Annotated in this window: 10 protein-coding genes; 9 read left to right on the forward strand and 1 reads right to left on the reverse strand. The window is 70.8% G+C overall.

The annotated features are described in order from the left end of the window. The first annotated feature begins 317 nt into the window (after positions 1-317). Complete coding sequence (locus AB0O82_RS03965; RefSeq protein WP_363580028.1) at positions 318-500, forward strand: hypothetical protein; 183 nt, start codon at positions 318-320, stop codon at positions 498-500. Positions 501-1,013: 513 nt separating this feature from the next. Here AB0O82_RS03965 and AB0O82_RS03970 read toward each other — a convergent pair. Further along, positions 1,014-1,178 carry a hypothetical protein gene (locus AB0O82_RS03970; RefSeq protein WP_363580030.1) on the reverse strand — a complete coding sequence of 55 codons (165 nt, stop codon included), beginning with the start codon at positions 1,176-1,178 and terminating at the stop codon, positions 1,014-1,016. Positions 1,179-1,562: 384 nt separating this feature from the next. Between AB0O82_RS03970 and AB0O82_RS03975 the strand changes: the two genes are divergently transcribed. The 8 genes from AB0O82_RS03975 (at position 1,563) to AB0O82_RS04010 (ending at position 14,502) form a co-directional block, all read left to right on the forward strand. Then, positions 1,563-2,075 (forward strand): hypothetical protein, encoded by a 513-nt coding sequence (locus tag AB0O82_RS03975; RefSeq protein WP_363580032.1) that lies wholly within the window; start codon positions 1,563-1,565, stop codon positions 2,073-2,075. Between the two features lie 667 nt (positions 2,076-2,742). Continuing rightward, on the forward strand, positions 2,743-4,575 hold the full coding sequence (locus tag AB0O82_RS03980; RefSeq protein ID WP_363580034.1) for an APC family permease: 1,833 nt from the start codon (positions 2,743-2,745) through the stop codon (positions 4,573-4,575). 272 nt (positions 4,576-4,847) lie between these two features. Beyond that, positions 4,848-6,845 (forward strand): APC family permease, encoded by a 1,998-nt coding sequence (locus AB0O82_RS03985; RefSeq protein ID WP_363580293.1) that lies wholly within the window; start codon positions 4,848-4,850, stop codon positions 6,843-6,845. Positions 6,846-7,256: 411 nt separating this feature from the next. Further along, complete coding sequence (gene kdpF / locus AB0O82_RS03990; protein ID WP_037971201.1) at positions 7,257-7,346, forward strand: K(+)-transporting ATPase subunit F; 90 nt, start codon at positions 7,257-7,259, stop codon at positions 7,344-7,346. 1 nt (position 7,347) lies between these two features. After that, complete coding sequence (kdpA, locus tag AB0O82_RS03995) at positions 7,348-9,009, forward strand: potassium-transporting ATPase subunit KdpA (RefSeq protein WP_363580036.1); 1,662 nt, start codon at positions 7,348-7,350, stop codon at positions 9,007-9,009. Further along, complete coding sequence (kdpB, locus tag AB0O82_RS04000; protein WP_363580038.1) at positions 9,009-11,123, forward strand: potassium-transporting ATPase subunit KdpB; 2,115 nt, start codon at positions 9,009-9,011, stop codon at positions 11,121-11,123. The genes kdpA and kdpB overlap by 1 nt, the downstream gene beginning before the upstream one ends. A 14-nt stretch (positions 11,124-11,137) precedes the next feature. Beyond that, positions 11,138-11,773: a potassium-transporting ATPase subunit KdpC gene (kdpC, locus tag AB0O82_RS04005; protein WP_363580040.1), complete on the forward strand. Its 636-nt coding sequence runs from the start codon at positions 11,138-11,140 to the stop codon at positions 11,771-11,773. A 176-nt stretch (positions 11,774-11,949) separates the two neighbouring features. Beyond that, positions 11,950-14,502 (forward strand): sensor histidine kinase KdpD, encoded by a 2,553-nt coding sequence (locus AB0O82_RS04010; RefSeq protein WP_363580042.1) that lies wholly within the window; start codon positions 11,950-11,952, stop codon positions 14,500-14,502. Positions 14,503-14,543 lie beyond the last annotated feature (41 nt).

Here is a 14,543-nt window from a genome sequence, read left to right on the forward strand (position 1 = left end):
TGAAAGATGTTCCTGTTTGGAGACTTGATCGAGTGTTTGCGGATGGGACGGCCGGACCGCTTGCGCCCAGCTAGAGCGCTGGGCATAGAGCAGCTACGCGTGTAGTCGCAAGGCCTAGAACTAGTGGCTGCAGTCCTCACTGTGCCCAGTATTAGTGGTCACGTCGCATGATCAGCTTGCCGTGGGCGGGGTGCGCGATCGTAAACTCAATCTGACGCAAGCGCAGAGAACCTCCGTGGTCACCAGAGTCGGACGGACCGTCATGTCCGTGCCCTGGCGGCTTGAACGGCCGCCACCCCTGGCCAGTGGAGGTCATCTTGTCCCGCTCGCGTCGTTCCCGCCGTCGTAAGACGGTACGCACCGCCCCGGTCACCAAGCGCATGTCCCGCAAGATGCCTCGGCTCGCTCCGACGACCGTCACCCTGCTCGTGCAGATCGTGGTGGCCGTGATCGCGGCCGTGTTCGGCGTTGACAACCACATGGGGCCCGGCCCCATGTAGCAGGACCAGGCCCCAACTGACTGGTTGAAGAAGGTCGTCCGGCTTGCCCTAGGAAAGTGGGCCGGGCGACTTTCGCGTGCTGGCCTCGCATCTGAAGGCGGACCTGCCCCCACTCTAAGGGAGGTCGGCGCCCAGTGCATAACCTGTCGCCGAGCCGATCTTCAGCAACTTGACGTTGAGGGGAGCAGTCCCCAAAGCGCCTTGGTCGGCTGGGTGTTGAGCCGTTCGGCAGCATCTCGGCTGGTCGCGAAGTTGGCGGAGGGAATGATGCATTTCCTTGCTCCGACGGGAAGATCGATACCACATCAAACACATCAATCCTGGTATCGTCGATGGAGACGCAACGCTTGACAGCGGTGAAAGCACAAGTGGATGCACGAGGGAGGGCCCGCCCCGCCTGGTGCTATGAACACCAGGGGTTCCGAGACGGACCCTCCGTACCTACGGTGTGGCTCTACAGTCGCACTGGTGATGGCCTGGCCGTTGGCGCGGCTGGGCCATCGTGCTAAGCAGCTAGTTCCAAAGGTCCTGGAACAACTGCCAGATTTCGTACGCCATCTTCACTCCCCGCCATACGGCAAGCAGCCGGCGCACCCCATCCCTGTGGGGCCTCCCCGCGTTCTTCGGCTCTACATCCGGACCCTCGTCGGCCGGCTGCTGCTGATTGAGCGCGGTCATGCTCCACCCCTTCGCACTGCCCCGGCCGCGCCTTGCGGTCGGGATCGCGACGCCCGCGCTGAGCGGGCGCCGAGAATCCGCCCGCACCTTGCGGCCGGGATTGCTGACGAACACTCACGCGCTCGTCTGTGAAGGGATTTCGAACTGCTGCAAGGTTACGTGCACGACGGGGCCCCGGACGAATCCGTCCGGGGCCCCGGCATCCCTGGCGTGTCAGCCTGAGTTGACCGCCCACCGTGCGGAGGCCTGTTGAGGTGCGGCTGCTGATCCCCCAGGTGTTCGTTCTCGGAGCTGGTGGGCGGCACGTCGCGGCCCGGGGCGAAGCGTGACCTACTCCGCGCGTCCGTCGAACGCGACGGCCTCGCGGCGGCCTGGAAGTAGGGGGTGTCCTTCCTGGAGTTGACGGCGCTCGGTAGGTTCTGGGCGGTGATTACTCAGATCGTCACGCTGGTGGGCGTCTTGCTGGGGGCGCTCACCTCGTTCGTGGCCACGGGGTGGGCGGAGCGGACCAAGCACCGCCGGCTGATGGCCGCGCGGTGGGATGAGCGGAAGCTCGACACCTACGTGCAGTACGCGACCTGCGTGAAGGAGATCGACGCCGTCGCGAAGCGGGCCAGGCAGGCCGAAGCGGGGTCGACGGCGCGGGCGGAGTTCCTGGCGACGATGGAGCGCGCTGAGATCCAGCGGTCGGCGCTCTTCGAGACGCTCGTCCTGCTCGCCAGTCCGGCCGCGGTGGAGGCGGCGGGGGCGGTGAACGTCGTGCTGTGGGAGTCAGAGATAGCCGCTCGCGAGCACACCGAGGTGTCGAACGGAGCGGCCCTGATCGAGTTGCTCAACGCCTACCACGCGCAGGCCCGGCTCGACCTCGGCGTCGGTGGTCCGGCCAGCGGGGCGTGAGGTGAGACACAGAAGGGCCGCGTCGGGTAGCGGAGATCGCTGCCCGACGCGGCCCGCAGGTGCTTGCGGAGGTGGGCTGGTAGGGGTCGCCGAGAGCATGATCCGGACCAGGCGCGGACCAGATCCGGTCCGCGATCAAGAGTCCGCAGGTCAGAGCGTGCCTGGTCAGCGGCCTGTAAATCTGCCGCGTAAGCTACGCAGGTTCGAACCCTGCACCAGCCACAGGACAGAGAACGGCCCCCGATCTGCGGAGACGCGGATCGGGGGCCGTTGTCGTTTTCCCGCCGCGTGATCGTCGCGTGGGCGCCGCGGCGCTGCCGTGCCGGCGGCGAGGACACTTATTGCGCATTGCTTGCAATTACGGTCAGCAGGCAGCAGAGTGGGTGCGGGGGTGGGTGGGGCCGTTCAGCGTGATTGTGGTGGTGTCCCGGGTGTGCGTAGGGCGCGCCGGGGGTTCTTCGCAAGAGCTGGTCGTCTTCCCAACCGGCGCCCGCCGGGACAGCGGCCCACCCATCCCCGCCACCCCCCCGCCATGAGCTCTCCCGCGGTGCGTCAAGGGCCCGTCAATGGTTCCTGGGACGGCGTCAGGAACGCGTAGGGGTCGGGGGGAGGGCGGGGGTGCGGCCCGCAGGATCGGAGGAACAACCGATCGCGGAGGTTCCGTCCGATGCCCAGCGCCATCACCACCCAGGCCGTCACGGCCGAACCCGAACCGCCGGACACCGGCGCGGGCGACGAGCGGCACCGGCTGAGTGCGCTGGGCGGTCTGGCGGCGCTGTCGTTGGACGCCATGGCCTCGGTCGCGTACGGGCCGGAGTCGATCGTGCTGGTGCTGGCCGCGGCCGGGGCGTACGGGCTGGGCTTCACACTGCCGGTGACGGTGGCGATCGCGGTGCTGCTGGGCGTGCTGGTGGCGTCGTACCGGCAGGTGATCGCGGCGTTCCCGGACGGCGGCGGCTCGTACGCGGTGGCGAAGGAGCACCTGGGCCGACGGACGGCGCTGACCGCGGCCGCCTCGCTGGTGATCGACTACATCCTGAACGTGGCGGTCTCGGTGACCGCGGGGGTGGCGGCGCTGACCTCGGCGGTGCCGAGCCTGTACGACGACCGGGTCTGGCTGTGCCTGGGCGTGCTGGCCCTGGTGACGGCGGTGAACCTGCGCGGGATCGCCGAGTCGGCGCGCTGGTTCATGGCGCCGACGGCCGTCTTCGTGGTGTCGATCCTGGCGATCATCGTGGTCGGCCTGTTCCGGGACGGCCCGGCGAGCACCGCGGCCGCCGCGGGCCACGCCTCGACGCTGGCCGAGAACGCCACGACCGTCGGCGCGCTGCTGCTGCTCAAGGCGTTCGCGGCCGGGTGCTCGGCGCTGACCGGGGTGGAGGCGGTGGCGAACGCCGTCCCGTCGTTCCGGACCCCGCGGGTGAAGCGGGCGCAGCACACCGAGGTGGTGCTCGGCGCCCTGCTCGGCGTGATGCTGATCGGGCTGGCCGTGCTGATCGGCCGTTTCCACCTCCAGCCGGTGGAGGGCGTCACGGTGCTGGCCCAGCTCGCCGACGCCTCGCTCGGCCACGGCGCCGCCTTCTACGTCGTCCAGTTCGCCACCGTGGTGCTGCTCGGGCTGGCCGCGAACACCTCCTTCGGCGGGCTGCCGGTGCTGCTGCACCTGCTCGCCCGGGACAACCACCTGCCGCACGTGTTCGCGCTGCGGGCCGACCGCCAGGTGCACCGGCACGGGGTGCTGTTCCTCGCCCTGGTGTCGGCGGCGCTGCTGGTCGGCTCGGGCGGGGACGTGAACAGCCTGGTGCCGCTGTTCTCGATCGGCGTGTTCGTCGGGTTCACGATCTGTCAGGTCGGCATGGTCCGGCACTGGTCCGTGCACCGGCCGGCCGGCTGGGTGCGGAAGGCCGTGCTGAACGGGTTCGGCGCGCTGCTCACCGGGGTCGCGACGGTGGTGGTGACCGGCACCAAGTTCACCGAGGGCGCCTGGGGCATCGTGGTGGCGCTGCCGCTGCTGGTGGTGCTGTTCGAGGCGGTGCACCGCAGCTACGGACTGATCGGGGAGCGGCTGGAGCTGGGCCGGGTGCCGGGCGCGGTGACCCGCCAGCGCAGCCTGGTGGTCGTGCCGGTGACGGCCATCACCCGGCTCACCCGGGACGGCCTGTCGGCGGCGCTGTCGCTCGGGGACGAGGTGCTGGCGGTGACGGTGGTGCACGAGCAGGCCGAGGCGGAGGCGCTGCGGCGGGACTGGGAGCTGTGGCAGCCGGGCGTGCCGCTGGTGGAGATCCCGGAGGACCGCCGCCGGCTGGGCCAGCCGATCGCCGCGTTCGTGAACCGGCTCGGCGAGGAGCACGCCTACGACCGGCTGACGGTGCTGATCCCGGAGGTGGAGCCGGCCCGCTGGTGGCAGCGGGCGCTGCAGAACCGGCGCGGCGCCGTGATCGACCGCGCGCTGCGCCGGCACACCGACGCGGTGGTCTGCCGGCTGCGGATGCGGATGTGACCCGGGCCGCCACCGCTGAGGTGCTGGGCGTCCACAGCCTGGACGCCCGATAACAACCCGGTATCTTGACGCGGTCTTAACGGGGCGGCCCTGACGCCCTCGATACGCCCGGCACGTGCCCGCCCGCAGTGGCCCTGACCTGCGGGAAGTCCATGAGGGCGGGACGTGCCGGGCCGGCGCCGCAACGGATTCCGTCGTGTCCGACCGAACTTACGCTCGCCAACGTGTTCAACGTGCCCCAGGCGCTCAAGCGCCTCGTCATCGGCCGGGCCATGCGCAGCGAGGAGCTCGGCGAGACGCTGCTGCCCAAGCGGCTGGCGCTGCCGATCTTCGCCTCCGACCCGCTCTCCTCGGTCGCCTACGCGACCCAGGAGATCCTGCTGGTGCTCACCGTCGGTGGCGCCGCCTTCCTCTACCTGACCCCGTGGGTCGCGGCCGGCGTGGTCGCGCTGATGGCGGTCGTGGTGATGTCCTACCGCCAGGTGGTGCACGCCTACCCGAGCGGCGGCGGCTCGTACGAGGTGGTGTCCCGCAACCTCGGCGCCAACTCCGGTCTGGTGGTGGCCGCCTCGCTGCTGGTCGACTACGTGATGACGGTCGCGGTGTCGGTGGCCTCCGGGGTGGACAACATCATCTCGGCGCTGCCCTCGCTGGCCGGTCACCGGGTCTGGCTGGCGCTGGGCTTCGTGCTGCTGCTGATGGCGGTGAACCTGCGCGGCGTCCGGGAGTCCGGCAAGGCCTTCGCCGCGCCGACGTACCTGTTCATCGGCGGCATCCTGCTGATGGTGGTCACCGGGCTGGTCCGGGTCGCGCTCGGCGACGCGCCGGTGGCGTCCAGCGCCTCGTACGGGATCCTCCCGGAGGACGGCAAGGACACGGTGGCCGGCCTCGGCCTGCTGATGCTGGGCCTGCGGGCGTTCGCCTCCGGCTGTACGGCGCTGACCGGGGTGGAGGCGATCTCCAACGGAGTCCCGGCCTTCCGGGCGCCGAAGGCGAGGAACGCCGCGCGCACCATGGCCGTGATGGGCACCACGGCCGTGGTGATGTTCGCCGGCATCACCGCCCTCGCGCTGATCGCCAAGGTGCACATCACCGAGGGCGGCGCCTGCCGGCTGTCCGGCTTCCCCGGCGACTGCGCGAGCACGCCCCAGCAGACCGTGATCGCCCAGCTCGCGGCGGCGATCTTCGGCGGCGACCACAGCGTGCTGTTCTACGCGATCCAGGCGGTCACCGCGCTGGTGCTGATCCTGGCCGCCAACACCGCCTTCAACGGCTTCCCGCTGCTGGCCTCGATCCTGGCCGAGCACCGCTACCTGCCCCGGCAGATGCACACCCGCGGGGACCGGCTGGCCTTCTCCAACGGCATCATCGCGCTCGCGGTGGTGGCCGGCGGGCTGCTCTGGCTGTACGACGCGAACGTCACCAGCCTGATCCACCTGTACATCCTGGGCGTCTTCACCTCCTTCACGCTGTCCCAGATCGGCATGGTCCGGCACTGGAACCGGGCGCTGGCCACCGAGACCGACCCGGCGGTGCGCCGCTCGGCGCTGCGCTCCCGGGTGATCAACGCCTTCGGCGCGGTCGTCACCGCGCTGGTGCTGGTGATCGTGCTGCTCACCAAGTTCACCCAGGGCGCCTGGCTGGCCGTGGTCGCCGCGCTGGTGCTGTGGCTGATGATGCGCGGCATCCGCCGGCACTACGACGGCGTCGCCGCCGAGCTGGCGGTGGACGACCCGGAGGCCGAGTCGGCGCGGCCCGCCCGGGTGCACGGGATCGTGCTGGTGTCCAAGCTGCACAAGCCGACGCTGCGGGCGCTCGGCTACGCGGAGGCGTTCCGGCCGGACTCGCTGGAGGCGCTGACCGTGGCGGTGGAGCCGGAGGCGACCGGCGAGTTGGAGCGGCAGTGGACGGAGGCCGGCGTCCGGGTGCCGCTGAAGGTGCTGGACTCGCCGTACCGGGAGATCACCAAGCCGGTGCTGGCGTACGTGCGGGAGCACCGCCGGGACAGCCCCCGGGAGGCGGTCGCCGTGTTCATCCCGGAGTACGTGGTCGGCCACTGGTGGGAGCACCTGCTGCACAACCAGTCGGCGCTGTGGCTGAAGAGCCGGCTGCTGTTCACGGCGGGCGTGATGGTGATCAGCGTGCCGTGGCAGCTGACCTCCTCCGGGCGCGCGGGCGGTCCGTCGCGCCGGGCGCCCGGCGCGGTGCGCCGGGGCGAGCCGGCCCCGGGGAGCGGGTACGAGCGGCTCCCGGCGCCGGAGAAGGTCTGACCGGAGCAGTAGCCGGCCCCCCGGGCCTCCGTCGGCCCCGCCCGCACGAAGCCCGTACCAACCCGCACCCCCACCCGTACGGAAGCCCCGGAATCCCGGGGCTTCCGGCGTTCCGGCGCCGGGCCGATCACGGCCTGATGACGACGGTCACGGCCCGGTGAAGCGGGCGTCAAGGTCGCGTCAACGTCCCGCAGTCACCCGTATGGAGGGCGTCAGGGAGCCATAACGCGCCTCTGACGGCTGCTTTGCTGCATCTGCCGGTCGTCCGCCGGCGCCGCGCGAAGCCCCCGGCCCGCCCGCGGCAGTCTCCCGAACCGCTCTGGTGGAGCCCATGTCCGATCTCATCTACGTCGGTGTCACGGTCGCCGTGTTCGCCGTCATCGCCCTGATCGCGCGGGGGGTGGAGAAGCTGTGAGCGCGGAGAACATCGCAGGTCTGATCGTGGCCGTCGCGCTCGTCGGCTATCTCGTCGTGGCGCTGATCTTCCCGGAGAAGTTCTGACATGGGATCCACTCTCGCGGGCTGGCTGCAGGCCCTGGCCCTGGTCGGGGCACTGGCCCTGTGCTACCGCCCCCTTGGCGACTACATCGCCAAGCTCCTCACCACCACCAAGCACCTCAGAGTCGAGCGCGGCATCTACAAGGTGATCGGCGTCGACGGCGACGCCGATCAGCGCTGGCCGGTGTACCTCCGCTCGGTGCTGGCCTTCTCGGCCGTCTCCGTCCTCTTCCTCTACGGCCTGATCCGCCTCCAGGGCTACCTGCTGCTGAACCTGGGCGTTCCGCAGATGGAGGGCCACCAGGCCTGGAACACCGCGATCTCGTTCGTCGCCAACACCAACTGGCAGTCCTACGCCGGTGAGTCCGCGATGGGCCACCTGGCGCAGATGGCGGGCCTGGCGGTGCAGAACTTCGTCTCCGCGGCCGTCGGCATCGCCGTCGTCGGCGCGCTGATCCGGGGCTTCACCCGCAACCGGACCGACCGGGTCGGCAACTTCTGGGTGGACCTCACCCGGATCAACCTGCGCCTGCTGCTGCCGATCTCGATCGTCTTCGCCCTGGTCCTGGCCGCCTCCGGCGTGATCCAGAACTTCCACGGCTTCCACGAGGTGGCCACGCTCAGCGGCGAGGTGCAGAAGATCCCGGGCGGCCCGGTGGCCTCCCAGGAGGTCATCAAGCTGCTCGGCACCAACGGCGGCGGCTTCTTCAACGCCAACTCCGCGCACCCGTTCGAGAACCCGACCGGCTTCTCCAACCTGGTCGAGATCTTCCTGATCCTGCTGATCCCGTTCGCGCTGCCGCGGGCCTTCGGTCGGATGGTGGGGGACAACCGCCAGGGCTACGCGATCCTCGCCGTGATGGGCCTGTTCTGGGTCGCCTCGGTCGCCCTGCTCACCTTCGCCGAGTCGCAGCACCAGGGCACCGCCCTCCAGGCCGCGGGCGCCGCGATGGAGGGCAAGGAGCAGCGCTTCGGCATCGCCGCCTCCGGCCTGTTCGCCGCCTCGACCACGCTGACCTCGACCGGCGCGGTGAACTCCTTCCACGACTCGTACACGCCGTTCGGCGGCGGGCTGACGGTCTTCAACATGATGCTGGGCGAGATCGCGCCCGGCGGTGTGGGCTCCGGCCTGTACGGCATGCTCGTGCTGGCGATCGTCGCGGTGTTCGTCGCCGGTCTGATGGTCGGCCGCACCCCCGAGTACCTGGGCAAGAAGCTCGGCGGCCGGGAGATGAAGTTCGCCTCGCTGTACATCCTCACCACGCCGACCCTGGTGCTGGTCGGCACGGGCCTGGCGATGGCCCTGCCGGGGGAGCGGGCCGGGATGCTCAACTCGGGCGCCCACGGCTTCTCCGAGGTGCTGTACGCCTTCACCTCGGCCGCCAACAACAACGGCTCGGCCTTCGGCGGCATCACCGTCAACACCGACTGGTACGACACGGCGCTCGGCCTGGCGATGATCTTCGGCCGCCTCCTGCCGATCGTCTTCGTCCTGGCGCTGTCCGGTTCGCTCGCCCAGCAGCAGCCGGTCCCGGCCACCCCGGGCACCCTGCCCACCCACAAGCCGCTGTTCGTGGGCCTGCTGTCGGGCGTCATCCTGATCGTCGTCGGCCTCACCTACTTCCCGGCCCTGGCTCTCGGGCCGATCGCGGAAGGTCTCTCCTGATGTCCACCCCTACGCTCAACCCCGCACCGGCCGACAAGGCTGAGCCCGCCGCGCAGCACAGAGTGGCCAGCGGCCTGCTCGACCCGAAGCTGATCGTCGCGTCCCTGCCGGACGCGGTGAAGAAGCTCGACCCCCGGGTGATGGTCAAGAACCCGGTCATGTTCGTGGTCGAGGTCGGCTCGGTGGTCACCACCGTCTCCGCGATCGCCAGCCCGTCCGTGTTCGCCTGGGCCATCACCGTCTGGCTCTGGCTCACCACGATCTTCGCCAACCTGGCCGAGGCCGTCGCCGAGGGCCGCGGCAAGGCCCAGGCCGACACCCTGCGCAAGACCAAGACCGAGAGCGTCGCCCGCCGGCTCACCGACTGGCCCGCCACGCAGGCCGAGGAGGAGGTGCCGGGCACCGCGCTGCGGCTCGGCGACCACGTGGTGGTCGAGGCCGGTCAGATCATCCCCGGCGACGGCGACGTCGTCGAGGGCGTCGCGAGCGTCGACGAGTCGGCGATCACCGGCGAGTCCGCGCCGGTCATCCGCGAGTCCGGCGGTGACCGCTCGGCGGTGACCGGCGGCACCAAGGTGCTGTCCGACCGGATCGTGGTGAAGATCGCCTCGGAGCCCGGCAAGTCGTTCATCGACCGGATGATCGCCCTGGTCGAGGGCGCCGCCCGGCAGAAGACGCCGAACGAGATCGCGCTGAACATCCTGCTCGCCTCGCTGACCATCGTCTTCCTGGTCGCCGTGGTGACCCTGCAGCCGATGGCCACCTACGCGGGCGCGCCGCAGTCGATGATCGTCCTGGTCGCCCTGATCGTGGCGCTCATCCCGACCACCATCGGCGCGCTGCTCTCCGCGATCGGCATCGCCGGCATGGACCGGCTGGTGCAGCGCAACGTGCTGGCGATGTCCGGCCGGGCCGTCGAGGCGGCCGGCGACGTCAACACCCTGCTGCTGGACAAGACCGGCACCATCACCCTGGGCAACCGCCAGGCCGCCGAGTTCCTGCCCGCCCCGGGCGTGTCCACCGAGGAACTGGCCAGCGCCGCGCAGCTGTCCTCCCTCGCGGACGAGACCCCGGAGGGCCGCTCGATCGTGGTCCTCGCCAAGACCGAGTACGGCCTGCGGGCCCGCGCCCAGGGCGAGCTGACGCACGCCACCTGGGTCCCGTTCACCGCCCAGACCCGGATGTCCGGCGTCGACCTGGACGAGGCCGAGGCGGTCCACCAGGTCCGCAAGGGCGCGGCCGGCGCGGTCACCAACTGGGTGACCGAGAACGGCGGTTCGGTCGGCAACGAGGTCTCCGCCCTGGTCGACGGGATCTCCGCGGCCGGCGGCACCCCGCTGGTGGTGGCCACCAAGGTCGGCGCCAAGCCGGCCCGCGTCCTCGGGGTGATCCACCTCAAGGACGTGGTCAAGGAGGGCATGCGGGAGCGCTTCGACGAGCTCCGCCGGATGGGCATCAAGACCATCATGATCACGGGCGACAACCCGCTGACCGCCAAGGCGATCGCGGAGGAGGCGGGCGTGGACGACTTCCTCGCCGAGGCCACCCCCGAGGACAAGATGGCGCTGATCAAGAAGGAGCAGGAGGGCGGCAAGCTGGTCGCGATGACCGGCGACGGCACCAACGACGCCCCCGCGCTCGCCCAGGCCGACGTCGGCGTGGCCATGAACACCGGGACCATGGCGGCCAAGGAGGCCGGCAACATGGTCGACCTGGACTCCAACCCGACCAAGCTGATCGAGATCGTCGAGATCGGCAAGCAGCTGCTGATCACCCGTGGCGCGCTGACCACCTTCTCGATCGCCAACGACGTGGCCAAGTACTTCGCGATCATCCCCGCGATGTTCGCCGGGGTCTACCCGGGCCTGAGCCACCTCAACATCATGGGCCTGCACAGCCCGCAGTCCGCGATCACCTCGGCGATCATCTTCAACGCCCTGGTCATCATCGGCCTGATCCCGCTCGCCCTGCGCGGCGTGCGCTACCGCCCGTCCGACGCCAGCTCCCTGCTGCGCCGCAACATCGGGGTCTACGGCTTCGGCGGTCTGGTGGTGCCGTTCGTCGGCATCAAGCTGATCGACCTGATCGTCCAGTTCATCCCCGGCCTGAGCTGAGAGAGGAGAATCCGATGTCCAAGCCCCTGCCGACGACCGTCCGCACCCACTTCACCGCACTGCGGGCGCTGCTGGTGCTCACCGCGATCCTCGGGATCGCCTACCCGCTGCTGGTCACCGGGATCAGCCAGGTCGCCTTCACCGAGAAGGCCAACGGCTCGCTCGTGAAGTCCGACGGCAAGGAGGTCGGTTCCAGCCTGATCGGCCAGAACTTCAACCTCCCGAAGAAGAACCCCGACGACCCGAAGGAGGAGGCGCAGCCGGACCCGAAGTGGTTCCAGCCCCGCCCCTCCGCGGCCGGGACCGGCTACGACTCGTCCTCGTCCGGCGCCTCCAACCTCGGCCCGAACAGTGACGACCTGCTGAAGGCCGTCAACGACCGCCGCGCCGCCGCCGCCGAGTTCGACGGCGTCGCCCCGGAGAGCGTCCCGGCCGACGCGCTGACCGCCTCCGGCTCCGGCCTCGACCCGTACATCTCGGTCGCCTACGCCGAGGAGCAGGTGAACCGGGTCGCCAAGACCCGGAACCTGTCGGCGGACGCGGTGCACAAGCTGGTCGAGAAGTACACCGAAGGCCGCTCGCTCGGCTTCCTCGGGCAGGAGGGCGTCAACGTCCTCCTGCTGAACCGGGCACTCGCGGAACAGAAGTGACCGGCGGAACAGGAATGACCGGCGGAGCAGAAGTGACAGGTCAACGGCTGGATCCGTGAAACAGGCCGACCCGGGCCGGGGCACCACCCCCGCGCCCGGGTCGGCCGCCGTACGTCCCGACCCCGGCCCGAGGACGCCCTGGCGGCAGCCCTCGCAGGAACGAAAGAGCAGTGCCCATGGCCCGCGACCTCACCCCCGGCACCGGCGTCCGCAAGGGCCGGCTGAGGGTGTACCTCGGTTCCGCCCCGGGGGTCGGCAAGACCTACCGGATGCTGGACGAGGCCCGGCGCAGACAGGAGCGCGGGGCCGACGTCGCGGTCGGGTACATCGAGTGCCACGGCCGCCGCCACACCGAGGGCATGCTGGACGGCCTGGAGGTCCTGCCGCGTGTCCAACGCTCCTACCGCGACGCCGAGTTCGACGAGATGGACCTCGACGCGGTGCTCACCCGCCGTCCGTCCGTCGTGCTGGTCGACGAACTGGCGCACACCAACATCCCCGGCGGCCGCCACGCCAAGCGCTGGCAGGACGTCGAGGAACTGCTGGCCGCCGGGATCGACGTCATCACCACCGTCAACATCCAGCACCTGGAATCGCTGAACGACGTCGTCCAGAAGATCACCGGCATCCCGCAGCGCGAGACCGTCCCGGACGAGGTGGTCCGCCGGGCCGACCAGATCGAACTCGTCGACATGGCCCCGCAGGCGCTGCGCCGCCGGATGGCCCACGGCAACGTCTACAGGGCGGAGAAGGTGGACGCCGCGCTCTCCAACTACTTCCGGGTCGGCAACCTCACCGCCCTGCGCGAACTCGCCCTGCTCTGGGTGGCCGGGCGGGTCGACGAGGGCCTGCGCGACTACCGGGCCAGCCACAACATCGACCGCGTCTGGGAGACCCGCGAACGCGTCGTGGTCGCCCTCACCGGCGGCCCCGAGGGCGAGACCCTGATCCGCCGCGCCGCCCGGATCGCCGACCGCACCGCCGGCGGCGACCTGCTGGCCGTCCACGTCACCCGCAGCGACGGCCTGGCCGGCGCCTCCTCCGGCGCGCTCGCCCAGCAGCGCCAGCTGGTCGAGACCCTCGGCGGCAGCTACCACGTGGTGGTCGGCGACGACATCCCCACCGCGCTGCTCACCTTCGCCCGCGCCCACGACGCCACCCAGCTGGTGCTCGGCACCAGCCGCCGCGGCCGGATCAACCGCTTCCTCACCGGACCCGGCATCGGCGAGACCACCGTGGACGACTCCGAGGACATCGACGTCCACATGGTCACCCACGAGTTCACCGGCCGCGGCCGGCTGCCCTCGCTCGGCCGCCGCCACTCCAAGCGCCGCACCATCGCCGGCTACGCGGCCGGCCTCGTGGTGCCCTGGCTGCTGACCGCGGTCCTGTCCCAGGCGCACGAGAGCATCAACCTCACCACCGACGCGCTGATCTTCCAGCTCGGCGTGGTCATCGTCGCCCTGCTCGGCGGCGCCACCTCCGCCCTGCTGGCCTCGGTCACCGCCTCGCTGCTGCTCAACTACTACTTCATCCCGCCGATACACGCCCTGACCATCGGCGAGACCAACAACATCGTCGCCCTGGTCGTCTTCGCCACCGTCGCGCTCGCCGTCGCCACCATCGTCGACCACGCCAGCCGGCTCACCAGTCGCGCCGCCCGGGCCACCGCCGAGGCCGAGACCCTCTCCACCCTGGCCGGCAGCGTGCTGCGCGGCGCCGACGCCCTGTCCGCCCTGATGGAGAAGTCCCGGACGGCCTTCGGCATGCAGGCCGTCGCCCTGCTCTCCCGGGTCGACGACGAGGTGCTCGCCCACTCCGAGGCCGAGCACCAGGACGACCCCGACGGGCAGAGCGAGACCACCGAGGTGCCGGTCGGCGCGGACGCCGTCCTGGTCCTCACCGGCCGCCGGCTGCCGGCCGCCGACCAGCGCGTCCTCACCGCCTTCGCCGCGCACGTCGCCGTCGCCCTGGAACGCGACCGGCTCGCCGTGGTCGCCGCCGAGGTCGAGCCGATCAAGGCCGCCGACCGGATGCGCACCGCCCTGCTCGCCGCCGTCAGCCACGACCTGCGCACCCCGCTCGCCGCCGCGCTCGCCTCGGTCGGCTCGCTGCGCAGCCCCGACGTCGAGTTCTCGCCCGAGGACCAGGCCGAACTGCTCGCCACCGCCGACGAGTCGCTGGTCAAGCTCACCCGCCTGGTCGACAACCTGCTCGACATGAGCCGCCTCCAGGCCGGCGCGCTCACCCTGCACCTCGCCGAGACCCACCTCGACGAGATCCTGCCCCGGGCGCTCGACAGCCTCCCCGACCCGTACGCCCCGATCCAGCCGCTCGACCTGGACACCGCGCCGCCGGTGCTCGCCGACCCGCCGCTGCTGGAGCGGGTGCTCGCCAACGTGATCACCAACGCGCTGCGCTACAACGCGCCCGGCGCGCCCGTCCTGGTCACCGCCAGCCACCACGCCGACCAGGTCGAGATCCGGGTGATCGACCGCGGCCCCGGCATCGCCCCCGAGGAGCGCGACCGGGTCTTCCTGCCCTTCCAGCGCCTCGGCGACACCGACAACACCACCGGTGTCGGCCTCGGCCTCGCGCTCTCCCGCGGTCTGGCCGAGGCCATGGGCGGAAGCCTGGAGGTCGAGGACACCCCCGGGGGCGGCACCACCATGCTGCTCACCCTGCCCGCCGCCACTCGGGAGGAGCCCGTTCATGAGTGGACGAACTGAACGAACCGCGGAAAGGCGCGTGTCCCGCGAAGTGACCGCCG

The organism is Kitasatospora sp. NPDC088264, from assembly GCF_040685715.1.
In the GTDB taxonomy this organism is placed as follows: Bacteria; Actinomycetota; Actinomycetes; order Streptomycetales; family Streptomycetaceae; genus Kitasatospora.